Below are 22,191 nucleotides of genomic sequence, written 5' to 3'. Positions count from 1 at the left end.
TCATAAGGTTCAGCGGCCCCCGCGAGCCGCGGTAGGGGATGGTCACGACCAGAGCCTTCTGCCGCCTGCTCAGCGTGCTGAAATCTGGTACTGCCCAGTCGAGGCCGACCAGCCGTAGGAGGCTTTCAACGAACCCCGTCGTCTGCCGGAGGGCCATGCCGAAGAGGACTTTCATCGTCAGGCACGTCTGGATCGCGGCATCGCTATACTGTGGCTGTCGGCCTCGCTTGCCGGTCGGCGGCGGCACCCAGACCATGTCCGGATCGAACCAGATCTTCAGGGACCCAAGCTGCTTCAGCGCTTCGTTGTAGGCCGGCCAGTTCTTGGTTTTGTAGCTCGGTGGGATGGGTCTGCCTATGCATACCAGCTACTACGCTGGATTCACAAGATGAACCCCTCGCTCGACCTTTGCGCAACAAAGCCGCGCCGAGCCAAAACCCTCGCCTATGAACTGGCGCCTATACCTGAGCCTGCCGGTGTTTCTTGGGAAAAACAATCAGGTGCGGGCGTAGACGTCCTCGTAGCGGATGATGTCGTCCTCGCCGAGGTAGGACCCGGTCTGCACCTCGATCAGCACCATCGGCACCTTGCCGGGGTTCTCCATCCGGTGCACGGCGCCCAGCGGGATGTAGACCGACTGGTTTTCCGTCACCAGCTTCACCTCCTCGTCCACCGTCACCTTGGCCGTGCCCTGCACGACGATCCAGTGTTCGGAGCGGTGGTGGTGGGACTGCAGCGACAGCGCGGCGCCGGGGTGGACGTGGATGCGCTTCACCTGGAACCGCTCGCCGATCACGAGGCTTTCGAACCAGCCCCAGGGGCGGTGGTCCACCGGCAGCTGCGTCGCCTGCTTGGCGCCGCGCTCCTTCAGGACCTTCACCGCGGTCTTCACGTTCTGCGCGCTCGACATGTCGGCCACCATGACCGCGTCGCGCATCGCCACCGCGACCACGTTCTTCAGGCCGATCCCCACCAGTTCCTGGTCGGGGTCCTCGGCGCGCAGCAGGCTGCCTTCGCAGTCGAGCGCCGTGGCATGGGCCGAGACCGCGTTGCCGTCCTCGTCGCGGTCGGATTCCAGCCAGACGGATTCCCAGCCGCCGAGGTCGGTCCAGTGCCCCTCGAAGCGCACCGCCGACAGGTTGCCGGCCTTCTCCATCACCGCGTAGTCGATCGACTGGTCCTCCACCGTGGCCCAGATCGCCGGGTCGATTCGGGTGAAGTCGAGGTCTTCCTTCGCCGCCTCCATCGCCTCGGCGACGCGGGCCAGGATGGCGGGGGCATGGGTCTTGAACGCCTCCACCAGCACGGAGGCCTTCGCCAGGAAGACACCCGCGTTCCACAGGTAGCGGCTGTCGGCAAAGAGCGTCTCGGCGGTGGCGGCATCGGGCTTCTCGACGAAGCGTTCCAGCCGGCAGAGGCCGGGCGCGCTTTCGGCCCCGGTCTCGAGCCAGCCATAGCCGGTCTCCGCCCGCGTCGGCACGATGCCGAAGGTCACGATCTGGCCTTCGGCGGCGGCCTTGGCGCCCAGCTTCACCGCGTCGCGGAACATCTCCGGCTGCGGCACCGCGTGGTCGGAGGGCACGAGCAGGATCATCGCCTCCGGATCCTTGCGCAGCGCGAAGAGCGCGGCGGCGGCGGCGGCGGGCGCGGTGTTGCGGCCCTCCGGCTCGATCAGGATGCCCGCGGGCTTCACCCCCAGGGCATCGAGCTGCTCGGTCACGATGAAGCGGAAGGGATCGCCGGTCACAACCAGCGGTGCACCGAATCCCTCGCCGGAAAACCGCCGGGTCGAGGCCTGGAACAGGCTTTCATCCCCGGTGACGTCGGCGAACTGCTTGGGATAGGACTTGCGCGACAGGGGCCACAGACGTGTTCCGGAGCCGCCGCAAAGAAGGACTGGAAAAATCATTTTCTCTCACCTGAAGGTCTTTTCCAGTAGGGCATAGTCACAGGCGAAGGCGGATTCCACCTTGCTCCGCATCCCGGCGTCGAAAAAACTGCCGTGCGAGAGTTTTGCGCCTATCATGAGGTCGCATGGCCACAGATCCATCGCCTTTCCGTCCCGCCCGCCGCTGCCCGATCCGGTGACGTTGCGGGCCTGCCGCTCCAGCCGGACGCCGCTGCGCTCTTCAACCAGAGCGAGCAAATCGTTGACCTGGTCGAGCCGGTAGAGCCGGTCGTAGGCGATGCCGTCGAGATAGAGCGCCTGCGGCCGCCAGTGCGGGTCGAGCAGGCACCCCGGCACCGAGGTCACGTGGTCGATGAACTGCCGGAAGGTGATGCCGCGGTCGTAATCCGGCGCCTCCGGCCCGGCCTGTCCTTTGGCCTGCGCCTGCACCGCCTCCACCACCGCGCGGGTGTGGAAGATGTTCGCGGGCACCGTGCGGCCGATCACGAACTTCTCCATGTAGGCCGACAGCAGCCGCCGTTCCGGATCGCGCAGCACCGCCACCTTCAGGACATCCGGGTCGCGGATCATCGCCTCCGCCTCTGCCTGCGGGTAGTCCGACAGCTGCGCCCCGGTGCGCACCCGGTCGGTCAGGGTGTGGATGTCGCGCGCCATCCAGTCGGCATGCGGCAGCCCGGCGCTGCGCACCATCTCGGACTTCAGCAGGGTGCAGGCGTTCTTGCCGATCGGACAATAGAGCATCCGGGCCGGAACAGAGACGAAAACCTGCGCCAGCGGCCAGCCCAGCGGGGTCTTGCGGGCGCGCGGGCCCTGGCGGAATTCCTCGGAGGCGAAGAGCATCCGGTAAAGCCGGTGCAGCGAGGTGAAGGGCGGCGCGGTGCGCGGGTTGGGCGGCCGGCCGAGGATCACCTCGTAGGCGGCGACGGCATCGGGCGGCAGGGGGGCAGGGGGCAGGGAAGCGGCGGGGGCTTCCGCCGCGTCCTCCTCCGGAAAGCCGGTCGCGGCGGTCATGCGGCATCCTGCGCGGCGGCGGTGCAGAGCGCCGGGTTCGACCACATCTGCACGCCGTCGATGGCCACCACCGGGCGCCCGCCCCGGAGCGGCGCGATGGCCGGGCGGTCGATCTCCATCCGCCAGCCGCGGCCGAGGAAATGCGCCTCCAGCGCGCCCTCGATGGTGCGGCTGTGGGTACCGATCAGCACCCGCCGCACCTGCCGGTCGAGCGCATCGGCATTGCCCGCGACAAAGGCGGTTTCCGCCCCCTGGATGTCGATGTGCAGGAGGTCGATGCGGCGGCCGCCCGCCAGCTCCTCCAGTGGGTAGCAGTCGAGCACCTGCACCTTCGGATCGGCCTCGGCCCGGGCCAGCGTCGCGGCGTCGGGGTCGAAGACCGCAGCCCCGCCCCAGCCCGCCGCCCCGGCGCGGGGAAAGATCGCCTTGCCGGGCCGCGCGGCGGCGATGCCGTGCACCAGCCGCCAGTCCTCAGGCCGGAAACCGTTGAGCGCCAGCGCCGCTTCCGCCTGCGCGAGGTGGCCGGCGTCGCCCTCCACCCCGACCAGCGTGAGCTCCAGCCCGCGGCGGCGCGCCGCAAGCCCGGTGTTCATCAGCCAGCAGCCCCAGCCGCAGCCCAGTTCGACCACGGTGAACCGGCCCTCCGCCGCCTCGACCGCGCGCAGGGCGGCGGCCCATTCGGCGATGTCGGCGTGCCAGTTGCCGGGGTCGGGCACCCCCTCGACGGTGCCCGCGAGCGGTTCGAGCACCGCCGGGCAGACCGCGACCGGCACCTTCAGCCCGAGGAAGTTGGTCACCGTCCCGGGCGCGGCGGCGGGCCGTTCGGCGGGGGCATGGCGGCGGAGCACCGCGATGGCGTCGAATTCCGACTGGTAGTGAAAGAGCGCCTCGTGCTGGGCATGGCCTGGGGCGGGCATCAGTCTCTCCTTTGCGGGCAGGGGCGGGCGGGAAACGGACCGGCGCGGCGCATCACTCCGCAGCCCTGCACCGGGCGCCGCCGTCCAGCTCCGCTAGGATCTGGCGCATGCGGGCGGCGTAGCGGCGGCCGATCGCGGCCTCCGAGAAGTCCCGCTGCACCCGGGCGCGCGCGGCGCGGGCGCGGCGGGCCAGTTCGCGGGGATCGTCGCGCATGGCGCGCATCTGGCGGGCGGCATGGGCAATGTCGGGCTCGGCCCATTTCTGGCCCGGCACCACGAAGATGTAATCGTCCTGCGTCAACTCCACCAAGCGGTAGTCCACCAGCCAGCAGGTCTCCTCGTCGCAGAAGTCCATGTTGCCGGAATAGCCCGTCGCCAGCACCGGCACGCCGAGGTTCATCGCCTCGATCATGCCGAAACCCCAGCCCTCCGAGCGGTGCAGCGAGATATAGGCGTCGGCGCCCTTCTTGAACTTCAGCAGGTCCTCGTAGCGCAGCGTCTCGTCGACCAGCGAGATCCGCGGATCGGCGGCCAGCGCCGCGTCCACCTGTTCCCAGATGGCCATCTGCACCGGGCAGGTCACCTTTGCCCGGTTCTGCGTCTTGATCACCAGCCGCACGTTATGGTTTTCGCCTACCGCTTCGCTGCCTGAGGCGGGTTTATCGCCTACCGCTTCGCTGCCTGAGGCGGGGGGGCCGTCCATGGGAAACGCCTGCGCGAAGGCCTGCAGCACCCCCAGCGGGTTCTTGCGCTGCACGAAGGAGAAGCTGTCGAAGGTCACGGCAAGGACGAAGGCGTCGTCGGGCACGCCGGTCTTCTCCTTCAGGAAGGCGCGGGCGTTGGTGCGGGTGATCTCCGGCAGGGCCTCGTAGGACATGCCGACATTGACCACGGGCCGGTCGGTGTGGGGCCGGTAGATGTCGACCCCGTACTGCGTCGACACCCAGATCTCGTCCATCAGGTCGAGCCCGAGATGGTGGCAGGCGGCGGGGCTGTCGAGTTCCCAGAACACGTAGCCGATGTTGTAGGCCCCCTCCATCACCTCCGGCTGGTAGGCGACGGACAGCGGCAGGCTCTCGGCGTTGATGTGGAAGAGGTTCACCCGCGCGGGCCGGTAATCGCCCGCGTCGCGCTCCGAGCTGAAGCCCTCGGGCGCGGGGTTGTCGAGGCTGTAGTCCACGGTGTTGATCGTCAGCCCCAGTTCGCGGCCCAGGGTGGCCTCGAGGCAGGCGGCCGAGAGCCGTGTCGCCTGGCCCAGCCCCGAGGCCTTCTTCACCGGGCCGATGATCTGGATGTCGACCGGGGGACCGCCGGGGACGGGCAGGCGCGCCGCCTCCAGCCGGTGGCCCTCGGCGGTGAGGGTGGCAAAGCGCAGCCCGTCCAGCTCGAACCCCTGCTGGCGCAGCACGCCGGCATAGGCGGCACGGGTCAGCCCCGGCATCGGGCGGTCGAGCTCGGCGCAGAACTCAGCCAGCGCGGTGGGGGTCGGGTCTGGCTCCGGGGGCTGGGGCCCGCGCAGCAGCCGCAGCGGGCCGCGCACCAGCGTCGTAAGCTGCGCCTCCGGCGGGGGCAGGATACCCTGCCGCGGGGCCAGCGCCGCCTCCAGCGTGTCGCGCGGCAGGTAACGCAGGAAATCCGGGCGGAAGAGCGCCATGATCAGCAGCGCGCAGGCCAGCCGGCGGCGGCCGTCCTCCTCCTCGAGCGGCAGCTCCGACAGCTCCGCCGTCTCCGCATGCATCCGCACCATGAACTCCGACGGCGCCCATGTCTGCCCGGCAAAGCGTTCGGGGACGTGGCTCAGCGCGGCGGCCATGTAGTCGGGCACGAGGCAATCCTCGCCGCCCACCGCCTCCGAATGGTTCACCGCCCACCAGAAGGCGGCCCAGGCGTACCAGTCGGGATTGTGGAAATCGATCGAGTGCAGGATCGGCTGCACCTCCATCATGAAGGACCAGGCGGCGCGCGACAGGTGGCGCGGCTGGCCGCCGATGACCTGCGGCGCGTTCAGCCAGGCGATGGTCTCCGCCGACATCGGCACCCGCAGGCTGCGCCGCATGGGCGCGTAGGAGCCAAGGTAGAACTTCAGGAAATGCGCCATGTCGCCGGGCCGCGCGGCGGGGTCGAACTGCGCATCCACCCGGTAGCGGTAGCGCATGTAGTCGGCATAGGCGAAGAGCGGCGCGGGCAGGGGGCCGTCGCGCCCGGGGGCCATGTAGTCGCGCGGCGCAAAGAGCCGTGCCTGCGCCGTGCTGCAGGCGGGGGCGGGGCGGGGCGCGGGCAGGGGCATTGCCCGGAGCCTCTCGGGCGAGAGCCGCTCCGCCAAGAGTTCCAGCCCGCCGTAGAGCCGCTTGCGCAGGGCGCTGCCGCGCAGCGGGGCCACCTCCGCGCCGGGGGCCGCCTCCACGATCTGCACCTGCTCGAGGAAGATGCTGCGGTCGCCCGAGAGTACGCGCAGGTCCACCCGCCCGGAGTTGGCCAGCGCGATGCGGGTCATTTCCGGCGTGACGGGGATGACGAAGCCGTGCCGCCCGTCGCCGACCCCGGCCTTTTCCAGGTCGCGGCGGTGCACGTTGGCGGCGACCTCGTGGATGCGCGCGCCCTGCACGAAGACTCCCACCCGCAGCATCTGCTGCCCGGCCGTCACCGGCTGCACCCAGCCGACGATCTCGCCGCCCATCAGCCCGTCGACGTAGCCGCGGAACCCGCCGTGGTGGTGGACGACGCGGGCGCGGAGCTTGCGCAGCCCGTCAGCGAGCGAGCGCATCGAAGTCCGCCTTCGCCATCATCGCCGCCAGTCCGCGCACGTCGACCTGCGGCTGCCAGCCCAGCCTGTCGCGCGCCTTCGTCGCGTCGCCGATCAGCAGGTCGACCTCTGCCGGGCGGTAGAACTTCGGATTGACCTTCATCACCAGCCGCCCGGTCCGGCGGTCGTGCGCCGTCTCCGTCTCACCCGAGCCCTGCCAGTCGAGCGCCATGTCCAGCGCGCCCGCGACATAGGTGAAGAAGTCGCGGATGGTGGTCGTCACCCCGGTGGCCAGCACGTAGTCGTCGGCCTCCTCCTGCTGGAGCATCCGCCACATGCCCTCGACGTAGTCGCCGGCAAAGCCCCAGTCGCGCTTTGCGTCCATGTTGCCCAGCTCCACCGGGGCGTTGCTGCCCCGGGCGATCCGCGCCAGCCCCTGGCTGATCTTGCGGGTCACGAACTCCTTCCCGCGCAGTGGCGATTCATGGTTGAACAGGATCCCCGAGGAGGCGTGCATGCCAAAGCTCTCGCGGTAGTTCACCGTGATGTAGTAGCCGTAGACCTTGGCCACGCCGTAGGGCGAGCGGGGATAAAGCCGGGTGGTCTCGCGCTGCGGCACCTCCTGCACGAGGCCGAACATCTCGGAGGTGGAGGCCTGGTAGAAGCGGGTCCCGGGCGAGAGCGTCCGCAGCGTGTCGAGGATGCGCACCACCGCCATGCCGTCGACATCGGCGGTATAGACCGGCAGGTCCCAAGAGGTGCCCACAAAGCTCTGCGCCGCGAGGTTGTAGAACTCGTCGGGCCTCGTCTTCTCGACCACGCGGAAGATGTTGTTGGGCTCGGCCAGGTCGAACTCGTGCAGCTCGACATCGCCGGTGATGCCAAGCAGGTCGAGCCGGGTGGTCTCCGGCTGCGAGATCCGCCGCACGCCGCCGTGCACCGCATATCCCTTCTCCAGCAGCAGTTTCGCTAGGTAGGCGCCGTCCTGCCCCGTGATGCCGGTGATGAATGCTGTCTTCATGTGTGGAACCCCGTTACCTCGGGCCCGTTGTCTCACCATCAAGGTTAAATGCGCGTTAAGCGCAAGTGAAGAACGAGCCTACTAGCTCTCGAAACGAGCAAATAAGGTTGCAACAAATTCTTGCGAAGAAGATTATTACATAATCCAACTTATAGGCCTTTAGTTTTGTAGCGGGGTGGATTCAAAAACGAAGTGCAAACTCTGTATGAAACCAGAAGTTTGCATGGAGGATGTGAATTGACCGCTGCTACCTGCACCTGACTTTCGAGGAACGCCGGAAATCCCGAAATGGTGTGAAGCCCAGATGTCGGCCCCGGAAATCGCGGCACGGCTGGGCCCCGCGCCTTCCACGATCTATCGCGAACTGCTTAGGAATGTCTTTGAAGACAAGGAGGTTCCAAGCCGAGCGCGAGAGCTTGGTTCCGTATGTCGGGCCTTTCGACGGCTTCCATGCAGTGCCGGCGTCTGTGTCCAAGACTTGCTGAGCTACTCCCCGATTGTTGGACAGTATCTGGCGTAAATTAAGCTACTCGTTGCACCTGCTGATCGGGTTGGTTGATATCATCTCTCTGCCAATAGACCAGCGCCGGTGGCTTGCCGCCGAGGGCCGAGTGAGGGCGCTGGTGATTGTAGAAGGTCATCCATTTCCGGATCGCCGCCTTCGTCTCTGACCCTGTCTCCCAGGCATGCAGGTAGACGCACTCGTATTTCAGGGTGCGCCACAGCCTCTCGATGAAGATGTTGTCGAGGAACCGGCCTTTCCCATCCATCGAGATCCGCACGCCCGACCGGCGGAGCCGATCCGTCCAGGCGAAGGACGTGAACTGCGAGCCCTGATCCGTATTCATGATCTCGGGCGGGCCGAACTTGTGGATGGCCTCGTTCAGCGCCTCGACACAGAAGTCGGCCTCCAAGGTGTTTGAGATCCGCCAGGACAGAACCTTGCGGGTGTGCCAGTCCATGATCGCCACGAGGTAAAGGAACCCACGCCGCATGGGCAGATAGGTGATGTCCGAGCACCAGACCTGGTTTGGGCGATCCACCCGCAGACCTCGTAGCAGGTAGGGATAGGTCTTGTGCCCCTTCGCCGACCTGCTCGTGTTGGGCTTCTGGTAAATCGGCATCAATCCCATGAGGCGCATCAGTCGCCGGATGCGCTTCTCGTTCACCGGGTGGCCGTCGTTGCGCAGGTGCCAGGTCATCTGACGAACGCCGAAGAACGGCGTCTCCAGGAACTGCTCGTCGATCCGCCGCATCAGGCCGAGGTTCTGTTCGGTCTCGCCCTTAGGCGTGTAGTAGAAAGACGAGCGCGCGATCGACAGCAGCTTGCACTGCTGGCCGATCGACAGATCCGGGTGGTCCGGCTCGATCATGCCGCGCCTCACTTTCCGCCCCAAGGCTTCAGCTTTCGTTCCAAAAAAGAGTTGGCCACCGCCAGCTCCCCGATCTTGGCGTGGAGCTCCTTCACCTGCTCCTCGTCAATCTCGGGCTTCTTGCGGCCCCCGCGCTCGAATACGCCCGATGCGCCTTCGAGCAGGGCTCGCTTCCATTGATGGATCATCGTCGGATGCACCCCGAACCGGCTTGCCAGCTCGGCGGCCGTCTCCTCGCCTTTCAGGGCTTCCAGCGCGACCTTGGCCTTGAACTCAGGCGCGTGCTGCTTCCGTTTCGACATCTCTGATCTCCTTCTCGTCGAAGATCAGCAGACTGCAAATCGTAGCTTATGTCAGCGTCCGAATTTCGGGGGGTAGCTCACCCTAGTCGACACATATCCCGGCCACGATCTCTCGCAGAGGGTCAGGCTTCAGAGCTTTCGCCGAATAACATCCTGCAACATCTCTCTGTCCAGCGTCCGGTCGGCGACGATCTTCTTCAGCCGACGCATCTCGTTAGGTAGCAACCCGCCGTATTATTTCTTTCAGTGGAAGTAAGTCGCCTGACTGATCCCCGCCTTGCGGCAGATCCCCATGATCGGCGTGCCTTGCTCGCCTTGCTTCAGAATGAACGCCTTCTGCGCTTCCGTGAACTTCGATGCCTTCATGCGATTCCGTTCTACTCCCAGTCAGGGGGATATTACGGAAAACTTCAATTTCAAACTGTCCAGTTTTCAGGGGGGCAGAACAACAACCTGCAGAATCTCATTATGAATGAGGGATCGGCAGAGGGCAGGTCACACCACATAAATTGAGCGGGCCCAATTTCCAGCACCTGTTGACAACCAAGAAGCCCCGAATATTCCTGAATTCAACCTCGTTGAGTTTCCAGCCGATCAAGGCAATCACTGCCCGGAATATCGATCTCAATCGACATCGTCGATCCGGGTTGATGAGCGCTTTCTATTCTAGGTGGCTAGCCTCTGTTCAAAAAACCCCAATCTCTTGTGTCTCTTTTTGGATATTGACGTTAGAAATTTTTCTCTCAGTTGGAAGTCCGGCATCATGATTTCTGACCTCCTTAGTTGTGCCTTCGAAAATTGGGACAACTAAGCACGGGTGAGATGTGATGACCTTTAGCCTATCATTTCGTTTCAGTCTTGGATATGGTGCTTTTATCGAGAAACATGAGACTGACTATGGCATCGTTTAATCTTGAAGAAATGTCCTTGGATGAGCTTAAAAAGCTGGAGAAGGAAGTTGGCAAGGCGATCAAAACCTTTGAATCGCGTCGTAAAGCTGAAGCACGCGCAGCTGCTGAGGCAGCCGCGCGCGAAAAGGGCTTTAGCTTGGCCGAGCTAGCCGAAGACCTGAAGGCAACTAAAACCGCGCCGAAATATCGACATCCTGAGAACCCTGAGCTCACTTGGACCGGCAGAGGGCGTAAGCCTTCGTGGTTCATTGATGCTCTAGCAGCGGGAACGCCCGCAGAAGATTTGCTCATTGAAGGCACATAAAGCCCCCGCCCTATGCTAATGCATAGGGCGGGAGTAACCCTTTGAAATCCCTAAAACCTCTTGACCTGCCCCCTGATTGCCCTCGCTCAGAAGTTAAGTCTGTTCCGGATTTGGTCCTTCTCTGACAGGTTAAAGTATTCCCGTGGCGTGAGCCTGTCGAGGTTCGTGTGGGGGCGATGGTGGTTGTAATCGTCTCGCCATGCCGAGATCAATTGGCGGACATGGCGCAGTCCAGAGAGGAGGTTCTCGTTGAGATGGCGCAATCGGGGCTTCGCTCCCGGTCCTGCCGGTGATCTTCTTTTCGGCGGGTATCAAGCCAGAGAGGATCAGAGATGGTTGTGCTATATGCCGGGTTGGACGTGTCGCTGGAACTGACCAGCATCTGTGTGGTGGATGAGGAAGGCCGGATGGTTCTGGAGGCGAAGGCTGCCTCGGAACCCGACGCCAGCGCCGACGCGCTGTGCGAAGCGGCGGGAGAGTTCGTGAGGGTTGGCCTCTAGGCGGGGCCGCTTTCGCAGTGGTTGCTCTTCGGCCTCAAGGATGCCGGCCTGCCCGCCGTGTGCCTCGAGGCGCGCCATGCGAAGGCAGCCATGGTCGCGATGAACCGGAACAAGAACGACCGCAACGACGCCCGGTCGATCGCCCAGCTGGTGCGATCTGGCTGGTTCAAGGCCGTTCATGTGAAGTCTCGCAAAAGCCAAGAGTTGCGCACGCTGCTGACGGCGCGAGAGTTCTACGTCAACAAGCTCCGAGACCATGAGAACGAGATCCGCGGCGTATTGCGTTCGTTCGGCCTGAAGGTCGGCAAGGTTGGGGCGCGAGCCTTTGAGGCCCAGGAGCTGGTTGCGGGGGAGCCCTTGCTCGAACTGTGTATCGAAACCCTGTTGGCAGGACTGGCAGCGATGAAGAAGGCGCTTGCCGAACTCCATCGCGCCCTACTGCGGCTGACCGAGAACGATGAGCTTTGCCGACGATTCATGACGATCCCTAGCGTAGTGCCGGTGACCGCGCTTGCCTTCAAGTCGACGATCGACGACCCCGCCAAGTTAAGAAGGTCGAGTGATGTCGGAGCGCACCTCGGGCTGACACCCCGATAATATCAGTCTGGCGAGACGGATGTCCGCGGTCGCATCGGTCATGTCCCGGGGCGTGGTGTAGCTGAGGCGGTCATCGGGTTTCTCGGTAGGGTCGGATTGCGAAAGCCAACCTGAACCGAGGGACGACCCCGATGACCAAACCCATGATGGACCTGAGAGAGCTCGTGGATGTTGGATGTCACTGAGAACTGACCCAGCGGCGATAGGAAATGTCACTGAGAACTGACCCATGTGGAACCCTCCCCCTGACGGGATTTGTCGGGGGTCATTGGAGTGATCGACATGGATATTTTGAGCGTCATTCGACGTTGGGCACTTCGGGATAAGTTGCCCATCCGTGAGATTTCGCGGCGGACTGGTCTGTCGCGCAATACTATCAGGCGTTACCTGCGTGCCGGGATCGTCGAGCCCAAGTTCAACGTGCCGTCGCGGCCGAGCAAGCTCGACGCGTACGCGGAGAAGTTGTCGGGCTGGTTGCTGGCCGAACAGCGCAAGTCGCGCAAGGAGCGGCGGACGGCAAAGCAGATGCACGCGGATCTGGTTCAGCTGGGATTCGACGGCTCCTACGAGCGGGTCTCAGCCTTTGTCCGCGCCTGGAAATCGGACCGGCAGCGGGCGCAGAGCACGACGGATCGCGGGACATTCGTGCCTCTGGTGTTCAAGCCGGGCGAGGCCTTCCAATTCGATTGGAGCGAAGATTACGCGATCATCGGGGGCGAACGGACCAAGCTGCAGGTCGCACACGTCAAGCTGTCGCATAGCCGCGCGTTTCTGGTCAGGGCGTATTTGCTGCAGACACATGAGATGCTGTTCGAGGCGCACTGGCACGCGTTCAGGGTCTTCGAAGGCGTGCCGGCCCGCGGGATCTACGACAATATGCGCACGGCGGTGGACCGTGTGGGCGTCGGCAAGAAGCGCGACGTGAATGCGCGCTTCATGGCGATGACAAGCCACTACGTATTCGAACCCGACTTCTGCAACCCGGCCGCCGGATGGGAGAAGGGGCAGGTCGAAAAGAACGTCCGCGATGCTCGCAGCCGGATGTGGCAGGTGATGCCCACCTTCCCTGATCTCGATGCGCTGAACCGCTGGCTGGAAGAACGGTGCAAGGCGCTGTGGGTCGAGACCGTACATGGCGGCTTGCCCGGGAGCATCGACGATGTCTGGCAAGCGGAGAAGCCCTCGCTGATGCCGTTGCCCACGGCGTTCGACGGCTATGTCGAGCAAAGCAAGCGGGTGTCCCCAACCTGCCTCATCACGTTTGATCGCAATCGCTACTCCGTGCCTGCCAGCTTTGCGAACCGGCCCGTCAGCCTGCACATCTACCCCGAAAGGCTGGTTGTCGTTGCTGAAGGGCATGTCGTCTGCGAGCACCAGCGCATCATTGAAAGGTCGCATCGGCAACCGGGCCGCGTCATCTATGATTGGCACCATTACCTCGCCGTGGTCCAGCGCAAGCCGGGCGCGCTGCGCAACGGTGCCCCGTTTGTCGAGATGCCGGAGGCATTCCGCCAGTTGCAGGATAAACTGCTCCGCAAGCCCGGCGGCGATCGAGAGATGGTGGAAATCTTGTCCCTGGTGCTCCATCACGACGAGCAAGTCGTGCTGTGCGCCGTGGACATGGCACTGCAGGCAGGCGTGCCGACAAAGACCCACGTATTGAATCTGCTCCATAGGCTGGTGGATGGCACGCCGACTGACCAGCCCGACGTGACGCCGCCTTCAAGTCTCGTCTTGACGAAAGAGCCCGAGGCCAATGTCGCACGCTACGATGGGCTGCGCACATCCGGAGGCAAACGCCATGCGTCATGATCCCGCCGGCGCTGCTATCGTCATCATGCTCCGCAGTCTGAAGATGCCAGGCATGGCGCAGGCCGTGCATGACCTCATGGAACAGGGTGCGCCTGCGTTCGAGGCGGCGATCCCCATCCTGTCGCAGCTGCTGAAGGCCGAAATGGCCGAACGTGAAGTGCGGTCCATCTCTTATCACATGAAGGCAGCGCGCTTCCCGGCTCACAAGGACCTGTCGGGCTTCGACTTCGCCGCCAGCGAGGTCAACGAGGCCCTCGTTCGGCAGCTTCACCGATGCGAGTTCCTGGATGCTGCCGAGAACGCGGTCCTGATTGGCGGGCCCGGCACCGGGAAAAGCCATGTTGCGACTGCCCTCGGTGTCCAAGCGATCGAGCATCACCGCAAACGCGTGCGCTTCTTCTCCACAGTCGAGCTGGTGAACGCGCTGGAACAGGAAAAGGCGCTGGGAAGGGCCGGGAAAATCGCCGAGGCGTTGGTGAAAACCGAATTGGTGATCCTCGACGAGCTCGGATACCTGCCGTTCAGCGCCTCGGGCGGCGCCTTGCTGTTCCACCTCCTCAGCAAGCTCTACGAGCGCACAAGCGTCGTGATCACCACGAACCTGAGCTTCAGCGAATGGGCCAGCGTCTTCGGTGACGCCAAAATGACCACCGCGCTCCTCGATCGCCTCACACACCGCTGCCACATCCTGGAAACCGGAAACGACAGCTATCGCTTCAAGGCCAGCTCGGAGACCGCGAAAAAGAAGAGGAAGGAGACGCCAATGTTGACCCCGTCATGAACCGACCGACATACTGACAGGCGGGTCAAATCTCGATGACAATGCTGGGTCAGTTCTCAGTGACATCCAACACTTCTGGAGCCTCAAGCATTTGCAACGCGAAGCCGATCGCGGTTAGACCAAGAAGCAGAAGGCCCACGGCGACGAGCGAGTAATGCAACCAAGCGTGATTGTAGAACGGGGTCGGTGCATAGCAGTCGCCACATCGCGTGGATCCGAAGCGCAATGAGTGATCGCATGCGCGGCAAGAGAAAAGCCTCAAGTCTTTCATTTTTCACCTCATAAACTGCTAAACTGAGACGGATGCAAGCTGCTTTACGTCTGGGGAAACATCAAGGTTTGTAAGAGCTGTTTAAAAGCGGCGAGTAACAAATTTGCGCCAGCTTTCTACGCTGCCGAATAACGATGCGGTGTAAAGACAAATCTCGCCTTGCTGTCATGTTGCTTGTGATCATATCGCGTTCCCTGACTTTAGCCTACGGCGGATGCCAGTCATCCAAGACACCCCGCCTTGTAACAGGAAATCTGTGCCCTCAGGCGTGCAGCTGTGTCAGGCGTGTCCGACATCGACGGCTGAAACAAGCCCGCGCTCCCGACGCGACAGAGTGCACGCTCAGTCTCGGTACCGGATTTCGGGCGGTTGAACCACACGGTGCAGCCGCTAACGATCAACGCGAGTGCCCAGATCAGAGCTGCGGCGGAGATCCGGTGCATCGCCTTGTCTTTGCGGCAAGGCGCCCACGACGGGAGCCAGCGGAACCGGCCAGTTTTCCTGCATCTTGGGCAGAACTCCCTGCGTTTCTGACAAGAAATCCCGCACGGCCGGAGGGCGGCACGCCTCAGCTCGCCGGACCTACCGTCGATCCAGCTGGCGAAGTAGCATAGCCCGGCTAGGTCTTTCTCCAGCATCGCCCATAAGCCCTTGATCTCAGACCGCACGTAGTCGCCCACCGGATAGCCCCGACGGGGTCCGGCAGGTACGGCAGCCTGGTGATTTTCCATTTGCACAGCTGGCGCAAGCTCAAGGTCATCTGCACCTCGGCATGGGTCAGCACGGTCTCGCACCACCGCTGCCAACGGTTGTATAGCATCTTGTGCGGGCCCAAATTTTGCGGAGCATCGAGCCGACGCAAATAACTGATATTAATAAGATTTATTTCGGACAGCACCCATCAATCATCGACGCAAGACCTGCCATGCAACGCAAGGAAGCTTGGTCCGAGGTGCGCCATCTGTGCGTCCGTCAGCCGAAAGAAATCGCTCATGTCACCGCTCGCGTTTCGAGCCGTGAATCAGAAGTCTGCGGCCAGATCAACAGTAGCCGCCCGGTTGCTACCGCGGATCAATGCGGCGGCGTCCAGTTCCATGGAAGCAGCTCGTCGAGCCGGTTGATCTTGTGATCATGGATGCGGTCAAGGATGTCAGCCAGCCAGGCTTGCGGATCGAGACCGCTCATCTTGGCTGTCTCGATGAGCGTCATCGCCCAGGCCAGCGTTTCGCCACCGCTGTCGGAGCCAGCGAAGAGCCAGTTCTTCCGCCCGATACCAATCGGGCGCATGGCGCGCTCGGCCGGTTTGTTGTCGATGCCGACACGGCCATCATCAAGGAAGAGCTCGAAGGACGGCCAGCGGCTGAGACCATAGCGGAGAACCTTGGCGGGAATGCGCAGCAATTGGACCTCGGCCCATACCTTAAAGGCTTCAACCATAGGGCGTGCTTGCGTTTGACTTGCAACTGCAGTTCGACCAGGACAGGTCGAGAGGGTGCAGGAGATTGTGGAGGTTAGGAAAAGGCGCCGAAATCCACCGGCAGGAATACCGCACCGCGATCCGGCGACCACAGAGCCTTCTTCTTCGGTTCGCGCCTCCAGCCATAGATCTGAGACCGCGTTATCTCGTGACGCCAGGCGACCTGGGTCACAGAAGCCCCGTCGACACCCAACTCCAGCAGGATCTCAAGCTTCTCATAGTCATTCCAGCGACGGCGTCGTTCGACACCCAGAACCCCGCCCAGCATGGCCCCTCCCGATAAGACACGTCGCTAACGACGTCGTTATGCACGTGTCTTAACTCACTGCGCCCCCGTCAGGCAGGCGGCCTCAATCGAGCGGCTACGATCAAGAAGCCCTGATCCTAAAAACCATCCAAGAAAACGGCTTACTCAATCAACGCGCTTTTAACAAAACTGCACCATCATTCCAAAAACAGGAGTGAATCATGCTGATAAAAGATAACAACTCGTTTCTGATGGCGTCCGGAGAAGGATCAAGAATCGAACTTAACTCAGCAGACTCACAAAAAGTAAGCTTTACTCAACTTTCGCAATCCACCGAGATCGGAGATCGACACCTCCATCTCTCCGAGAGCGTGAACTGGAAAGTTGGCGACAGAATAGCATTGGCATCGACGAGTTTGAAATCGAATGAAGCAGAAGTCTTTACCATCAAACATGTCTCTGTAGACGGAAGAGTCTTGGAGCTTGATCGCTCGGTAGGCCACTTCCACTCGGGCGTTCAAGAAGAGTATTCCATGGGAGATAAATGGTGGACGATGGATATGCGCGCAGAAGTTGCGCTGCTAAGTAGAAACATAAAAATACAAGGTGCATCCGACTCGTCACTAGATGGTTATGGAGGGCATACTGTCGTAATGAATGGGGCAGAGCAATACATCTCGGGTGTTGAGTATTACAACATGGGGCAAGCGGGTGCAGTTGGACGGTACCCGGCGCACTGGCATTCATTGCGTGACGACGGTTTAGGGCAGTACTTCAAGAACTCCAGCATTCATGGGTCCTTCAATAAGGGATTAACAATTCACGATACTAACAATCTAATAGTCACAAATAACGTAGTTTTTGACACCGTGGGACACGGATTCTTCTTTGAAGATGGAAGCGAAACAAATAATTATTTAATTGGAAATATTGCCTTTGGACAAAGAGCCGCCACATCAATAGAGGATGCTGCTATTGCATCAGATCACGTTCGGCCAACCAGCTTTTGGATCACAAATCCAAAAAATCATTTCATTGACAATCACGCCGCCGGCTCGGAGGGGTCAGGATTCTGGTTCACCGCAGAGGCAAATGTAAAGGGAGTATCTGCCTCTACCGGTGACTATGATGGGTACCAACCTCGCGCCCAAGCCGTTGGAACAATATCTGGAATAACCGCTCACTCAAATGAAGAAATAAACTTCTCAATGGGCTGGAGTATTTCCGATGACGGAAACCTCGATATGGGATCCCTGCTGTCCAGTAGAGATGAGGATGGAAATTTCAATAATTTCTCAGCAAATGATTTAACAATCTACAACGGCTCTGGCGACGCTCAACTTTGGATTCGTGCATTGGGTGGTGTATTCTCGGATGTAAAGGTTGCGAACGCGTCAGTAGGAGCTTTGCTAAGAGGGTATCAGATCATCAAAGATAGCCTATTTGTCGGGCGGACGAATGATCCTTCGTTAGACACCGGTCAAGAAGTACGACATGGCTTGCAACTTTACGATGAGGCGTTTGAGGTCGAAAACACCTTGTTTGCTAATTATGAAAATCTTGGAGATTTTGCATTCAGCGTACGCAGGGGGATCAGCGCTTCATCAAACTACTTATTGAAAGGAGTAGGATTTGATCACGTCCCCTCAGATAATATATTCTCAAATCAAGGGTACCGTGGTGAACGCATGGACGTACTAAATGGAACAGCAAGAGCGATAATGGATTTGGATGGGTCCTTATATGGCACCCCAGGCCTAATATTAACGCCAGTAATAAATGACCGAGCTCCAGGAGGCATTGATGTAATCGACCCTGGATTTAACTCTTCGGCCAATGCAATTTTGTCAGACAATGGGAAGATATGGCTCAACCCATCAGACACAAACTTTGGGGTGTTTTCATTTGATTCTCCTGGAAAATTTAGCATCTCAAAATCAAGCGGCGGTGCCTTGAGCGTGAATGGAAATGCGAAACTCCTAGTTGAATCTGGGAGTGATATCACATATTTAGTGGATCCTATGAATTGGGACTTCGATCTTGCAACCTTGTCACTGTCGCATCTTTTTGAGGGAAATGATGTTTTTTTGAACCTCGTAGACATGCCTGCGCGATTCAATATATCTGGCGCCACAGAGGCTTACTCAATGGAGCAGATGGAGGAAAATGGTGCGACCTCTTTTTATAGAGACGGCGATCAAGTAAGGATTAAACTTGTAGCAAGTAAGGCTTCCAATTGGCCAGCATCCCCCTCAAAAGAACTTCTTCAGAAGAACTTTGGCATCGACGTTCACATTTTCGACAGAGAAAAAACTAACGCGCCAGCACCTAGCGCAGTAAGAGAAAATATTGCAACCATTTCAAATGAAGTTGCGGTAGCGCCTGTTCTCGATTACGTCAACAACGTACCAATAAACCTTTCGCCGCTCCAGAATTTTCCGATTTGGTCGGAGGAAAGCAGCTGGGCTGGTAATCCTCCCAGTGCGGAGGAAATATTAGTTATTCGCGATGGAGAGAAACTTACGCTAGATCAGAGCGTAACAGTTTCCGGCATACTAATACATGGAGAAGGCTCTGCTTTGAGCGTCCTTGACCGCGCAGGGCTTGATATAGAGGTAACCGCGGATTGGATCTTAGTATTGGATGGGGGGCTACTTCAAGGCGGCACCGCTTCTAACCCTTTGGACACCAATTTTACTTTGACTCTTGCTGGAAAGGACAAGGAATCAGAAATCGATGTGTTGGGCTTGCTTTCAGGAAGCGACAGCAATGCGATTTACCTGCCCCTGACAAACGCCTCTGACCTCGAGAGGATTATAGGAACCGCCTCTGAAGATTTAATTTTTCCAGGCATCAGCGAAAAATTTTTAGTTGGTGGCAAGGGGAATGATATCATAAACGGCAGCGTCACCTTTGAGGACTTTGACTCCACTGTCGATATGATTTTTGATCTATTTCAATCCGGGCTTGACAGGAGGCCTAGCACAGTTGGCTTGCGTGAGACCTTAGACAGAATCCTTATTTCTTCGATTAACTATGAGTATTTGTCGCGAGCGATCATTAGATCCAAAGAGTTTCAAGATAAATACGGTGAGCTTTCAGATGATGGGTTTGTGAGCTTGTTGCTTTCCAATAAGTTTGGAGAGAATTCGAGACCGGACCTATTCCAGGAAAATGTCGCTAACCTTGCTTCGGGAGGCCGGCGTGAAGATGTTCTTATCGATATAGCTAGCAGCGTTGGCCCGATTGGAGAAATATACGTTGACAAATTTTATAATCATCGCGCCTCTCTGCAGAATGAATATGTGGAGGAGGTAGTAGGCTGGAGTTTAGCGGCGCTGAACCGGGCAGTTACAAGCGACGAAATTTTTGAGCTGGCCGACTCCTTGGTTCAGGAAGGGGGAGATAAGGATGCATTTACTTCCTCCCCTCTATCTCTTGAATTCCTTGAGATTTACTCAAGCCTCAATAACCAAGACTTTGTATCATCTTTATTCGCGAAAACTCTAGGCAGGGCTCCTACACTTTCTGGCCTTAGCAGGTGGATCGATTTTCTGGAATCCGGGCTAACGCGATCTGATGTTGTGTATGCGATTTCTCACAGCCGTGAGTTCCTCACATACTCTCGCAACGATGTTCTTAAGGCCATTCAAGAAACAAATGCGGGCAGCATACTGGAAGGGGGCGATGGGTCGGACACACTGTTCGGATCTATTTTTTCTGATACCTTTGTGTTTGGCGCCAATGACACCGGTTCGGATGTTGTCCTTAATTTTGACCCTTGGGACAAGATCTACGTAAAGGGGGGAGATTTCGATAGGCTAACCTTGGCGGGAGAACGCTTGAGGCAGTCAGGCGATGACATTGTTTTGAACTTGGATAATGGATCTGTTGTTTTCCGAGGTGTAGAGTTGGGTGAAATTTCCGAAGATTCCTTTTTGTTTTAGGGTGAAATATTACCCCGTGACAATCATCGCTCAATTATACAGAATTCGCTTGCACCGGTGAATAATGCGATTAATTTTAATTGCCCCCTGCCGGTTTTCAGAAAAAAACCTATCTCTAGATCCCACCGAAGCCACAACCCCGAATTCACGCACCAAGCCGTCTCGGAATAGCATGCTGGCGAGACGCTGCATACAAGCGGTCGCCGTTACGACCTGTCGTGCAACATGATCCGTGCGTGGGTCAACATGGCCGAGGCCGGCGCACTTGCCCCGACGGATACAGGAACGCGCGATACTGACAACGAGGTGCGATTTTCTGTTTCCGGTGCCGCCGATCGGAATGACGTTGCTCTTCTGGTAAAAGCATTAAAATTACGCAATATCCACCCCGCGGGTCCTCGAAGGTGAACTCTTCAATCTCCATGGTCGGGGACAACCGCGCGATTGGACTTGCCAGTTTGCCGTGCTCTGCCCAACCAAATACACTCATCCGCTCAGGATCGAGGCAAGTCTCGCAAGAACCTGCTCAACACGCATGTGTGAGGGCGGGCCGCGCGCTGCGCTGTGATATATCCCTTACAAGGCAGCTACAAATATGTTGCTCCCCACACGTCTTGGTCCCGAAAAGGAGCCCCCACGTGAGTTACGACCCGATTCTGGCAGAGATCCGCTTTGGCTGCGGCCTGTCCCCGGCACATGCGCCGCCGGGATCCGCGCGGGACATGCTGGAGCGCCTCGCCGGACCGGACCATATGGCGGAACTCTGGCCGATAGACGGGCCCGAGGTGCTAATGGACCGGCAGAAGACCTTCTTAGAGCTTCTACGCCAGCGCCGGGAGGCGAAAGGCGATGCCGTGCAACTCAAGAGCATCGCCCGCGACATACGCAAGCTGCGCAAGGCGGGCCGCGCGGCGCAGATGCGTTGGTTCGGCCAGAGCCTGCGTCGGCGTATCGGATCCGAAGATGGCTTTCGCGAGCGGCTCGCCTTCTTCTGGGGCGACCATTTCACCGCCATGGGCCAGGGCGGGGCCCTGCAAAACGGCACCTCGCCCTATGTCGAGGGCGCGATCCGGCCGTATCTTGCAGGACGCTTTGCCGACATGCTCAAGGCCGTGACGGCCTCACCGCTGATGCTGAATTACCTCAACCAAGCCAGTTCCATTGGCCCCGGCAGCGCCGCCGCCGTGCGGCGCAAGAAGTCCTGGGCCGGACTCAACGAGAACCTCGCACGCGAACTTATGGAGCTGCACACGCTCGGCGCTGGCGGCCCCTACGGGCAAAAGGATGTCACCGAGCTGGCGCAGCTACTCACCGGGTTCAGCTTCACGCACAAGCGGGGCTTCGTTTTCCGCCCAGAGTATGCCGAGCCTGGTCCGGAAACGGTGCTCGGCAAGAGCTACGGCGGTGCGGAGCCTGCCCGGCTGGACGAGGTCTTGGCGCTGCTCGAGGATCTCGCGGCCCATCCCGCGACGGCACAACACCTGTCGCGGAAGCTGGCGGTGCATTTCATCTCGAGCACGCCCGACCCAGAACTGGTCGAGGCCATGGCGGCACGCTACCGCGAGACCGATGGCCAACTACTGGCGGTCTACGAAGCCATGCTCTCACATCCCGCCGCCTGGCAGGGGCCAGGCAAAGTCAAGCCGCCGGTGGATTTCATCACCTCCGCCCTGCGCGCTCTCGCGGTGGAGGAGTTGCCCACCGGCAACCGCAAACGGATGGAGCGGTTCTTTTTCCGCCCGCTGCGGATGATGGGGCAGACCTGGGAAACCCCGGACGGGCCGAACGGGTGGCCCGAGGAAGACGCCTCCTGGGTTACCCCGCTGGCGCTGGCGGCGCGGCTGCAATGGGCGCTTGCCATCCCCGGGCAGGTCTATGGCGCCCTGCCCGACCCCCGGCAGTTCCTGACCGCCGCGCTTGGCGACCGCGCCCACGATAGCCTGCGCTTTGCCGCCGGTGCCGCCGAGGGTCGCCGCGAAGGCATTGCCCTGATCCTCGCCTCCCCCAGTTTCCAAAGGATGTGATGCGCATGACTCGGACGATCCAGACGAGTTGTAACGGCACAAGG

The 22,191-nt window shown here is 60.4% G+C and carries 15 protein-coding genes and 4 pseudogenes; 8 read left to right on the top strand and 11 right to left on the bottom strand.

Annotation, left to right across the window (positions count from 1 at the left end; genetic code table 11):
* The 6 genes from ACU0DV_RS00725 to gmd all read right to left on the bottom strand — a co-directional run.
* Positions 1 to 358: transposase (locus ACU0DV_RS00725; RefSeq protein WP_446273465.1), on the bottom strand; the 358-nt coding region annotated here is incomplete at its 3' end.
* A gap of 138 nt (positions 359 to 496) precedes the next feature.
* Positions 497 to 1,909 carry a mannose-1-phosphate guanylyltransferase/mannose-6-phosphate isomerase gene (locus tag ACU0DV_RS00720; RefSeq protein ID WP_446273464.1) on the bottom strand — a complete coding sequence of 471 codons (1,413 nt, stop codon included), beginning with the start codon at positions 1,907 to 1,909 and terminating at the stop codon, positions 497 to 499.
* A 6-nt stretch (positions 1,910 to 1,915) separates the two neighbouring features.
* The gene (locus tag ACU0DV_RS00715) at positions 1,916 to 2,920 is read right to left on the bottom strand and encodes a sulfotransferase family 2 domain-containing protein (RefSeq protein ID WP_446273463.1); all 1,005 of its coding nucleotides are present in this window, start codon (positions 2,918 to 2,920) and stop codon (positions 1,916 to 1,918) included.
* On the bottom strand, positions 2,917 to 3,837 hold the full coding sequence (locus tag ACU0DV_RS00710) for a class I SAM-dependent methyltransferase (RefSeq protein WP_446273462.1): 921 nt from the start codon (positions 3,835 to 3,837) through the stop codon (positions 2,917 to 2,919). Before ACU0DV_RS00710 ends, ACU0DV_RS00715 begins: the two co-directional genes overlap by 4 nt.
* Before the next feature lie 52 nt (positions 3,838 to 3,889).
* Complete coding sequence (locus tag ACU0DV_RS00705) at positions 3,890 to 6,601, bottom strand: glycosyltransferase (RefSeq protein WP_446273461.1); 2,712 nt, start codon at positions 6,599 to 6,601, stop codon at positions 3,890 to 3,892.
* Positions 6,585 to 7,601, bottom strand: a complete 1,017-nt coding sequence (gene gmd / locus ACU0DV_RS00700; RefSeq protein WP_446273460.1) for a GDP-mannose 4,6-dehydratase — start codon at positions 7,599 to 7,601, stop codon at positions 6,585 to 6,587. The genes ACU0DV_RS00705 and gmd overlap by 17 nt, the downstream gene beginning before the upstream one ends.
* A gap of 236 nt (positions 7,602 to 7,837) precedes the next feature.
* Between gmd and ACU0DV_RS00695 the strand changes: the two are divergent.
* A pseudogene (locus ACU0DV_RS00695) lies at positions 7,838 to 8,001 on the top strand (helix-turn-helix domain-containing protein); the annotation flags it as partial.
* 121 nt (positions 8,002 to 8,122) lie between these two features.
* Here ACU0DV_RS00695 and ACU0DV_RS00690 read toward each other — a convergent pair.
* Both ACU0DV_RS00690 and ACU0DV_RS00685 read right to left on the bottom strand, forming a co-directional pair.
* Positions 8,123 to 9,276 (bottom strand): IS3 family transposase gene (locus ACU0DV_RS00690; RefSeq protein WP_446273459.1). Its coding sequence is split into 2 segments (ribosomal slippage): positions 8,123 to 9,024 and positions 9,024 to 9,276, totalling 1,155 coding nucleotides; the frame shifts between segments, so codons are not numbered across the junction.
* Positions 9,277 to 9,361: 85 nt separating this feature from the next.
* Positions 9,362 to 9,642 (bottom strand): annotated as a pseudogene (locus tag ACU0DV_RS00685) (transposase); the annotation flags it as partial.
* A 531-nt stretch (positions 9,643 to 10,173) separates the two neighbouring features.
* Here ACU0DV_RS00685 and ACU0DV_RS00680 point away from each other — a divergent pair.
* A complete protein-coding gene (locus ACU0DV_RS00680; protein WP_446273458.1) occupies positions 10,174 to 10,491 on the top strand; it encodes an H-NS histone family protein in 318 nt (105 codons plus the stop codon).
* An 86-nt stretch (positions 10,492 to 10,577) separates the two neighbouring features.
* On the opposite strand, the pseudogene ACU0DV_RS00675 reads toward ACU0DV_RS00680, so the two are convergent.
* Positions 10,578 to 10,745: pseudogene (locus tag ACU0DV_RS00675) on the bottom strand (integrase core domain-containing protein); the annotation flags it as partial.
* A 78-nt stretch (positions 10,746 to 10,823) separates the two neighbouring features.
* On the opposite strand from ACU0DV_RS00675, the gene ACU0DV_RS00670 reads away from it, so the two are divergent.
* The 4 genes from ACU0DV_RS00670 to istB all read left to right on the top strand — a co-directional run bounded on the left by ACU0DV_RS00670 (position 10,824) and on the right by istB (position 14,181).
* Entirely contained in the window at positions 10,824 to 10,991 is a 168-nt protein-coding gene (locus ACU0DV_RS00670; RefSeq protein ID WP_446273457.1) for a hypothetical protein, read from the top strand.
* Positions 10,992 to 11,012: 21 nt separating this feature from the next.
* Positions 11,013 to 11,588, top strand: a complete 576-nt coding sequence (locus ACU0DV_RS00665; protein WP_446273456.1) for an IS110 family transposase — start codon at positions 11,013 to 11,015, stop codon at positions 11,586 to 11,588.
* A 282-nt stretch (positions 11,589 to 11,870) separates the two neighbouring features.
* Positions 11,871 to 13,400 (top strand): IS21 family transposase, encoded by a 1,530-nt coding sequence (istA, locus tag ACU0DV_RS00660; protein ID WP_283983595.1) that lies wholly within the window; start codon positions 11,871 to 11,873, stop codon positions 13,398 to 13,400.
* A complete protein-coding gene (gene istB, locus ACU0DV_RS00655) occupies positions 13,390 to 14,181 on the top strand; it encodes an IS21-like element helper ATPase IstB (RefSeq protein WP_089852619.1) in 792 nt (263 codons plus the stop codon). Before istA ends, istB begins: the two co-directional genes overlap by 11 nt.
* A 1,342-nt stretch (positions 14,182 to 15,523) precedes the next feature.
* Here the strand turns inward: istB and ACU0DV_RS00650 are convergent.
* Positions 15,524 to 15,907, bottom strand: a pseudogene (locus ACU0DV_RS00650) (IS66 family transposase); the annotation flags it as partial.
* Between the two features lie 56 nt (positions 15,908 to 15,963).
* Positions 15,964 to 16,197 carry a transposase gene (locus tag ACU0DV_RS00645; protein WP_446273455.1) on the bottom strand — a complete coding sequence of 78 codons (234 nt, stop codon included), beginning with the start codon at positions 16,195 to 16,197 and terminating at the stop codon, positions 15,964 to 15,966.
* A gap of 200 nt (positions 16,198 to 16,397) precedes the next feature.
* On the opposite strand from ACU0DV_RS00645, the gene ACU0DV_RS00640 reads away from it, so the two are divergent.
* Both ACU0DV_RS00640 and ACU0DV_RS00635 read left to right on the top strand, forming a co-directional pair.
* Positions 16,398 to 20,123 carry a DUF4214 domain-containing protein gene (locus tag ACU0DV_RS00640; RefSeq protein ID WP_446273454.1) on the top strand — a complete coding sequence of 1,242 codons (3,726 nt, stop codon included), beginning with the start codon at positions 16,398 to 16,400 and terminating at the stop codon, positions 20,121 to 20,123.
* A gap of 638 nt (positions 20,124 to 20,761) precedes the next feature.
* Positions 20,762 to 22,147 (top strand): DUF1800 domain-containing protein, encoded by a 1,386-nt coding sequence (locus ACU0DV_RS00635; protein ID WP_446273453.1) that lies wholly within the window; start codon positions 20,762 to 20,764, stop codon positions 22,145 to 22,147.
* Positions 22,148 to 22,191: the final 44 nt, after the last annotated feature.

The organism is Sagittula sp. (genome assembly GCF_052825245.1).
The sequence above is the reverse complement of the archived record's forward strand: the minus strand, read 5'-3'. Positions and strand labels throughout refer to the sequence as shown.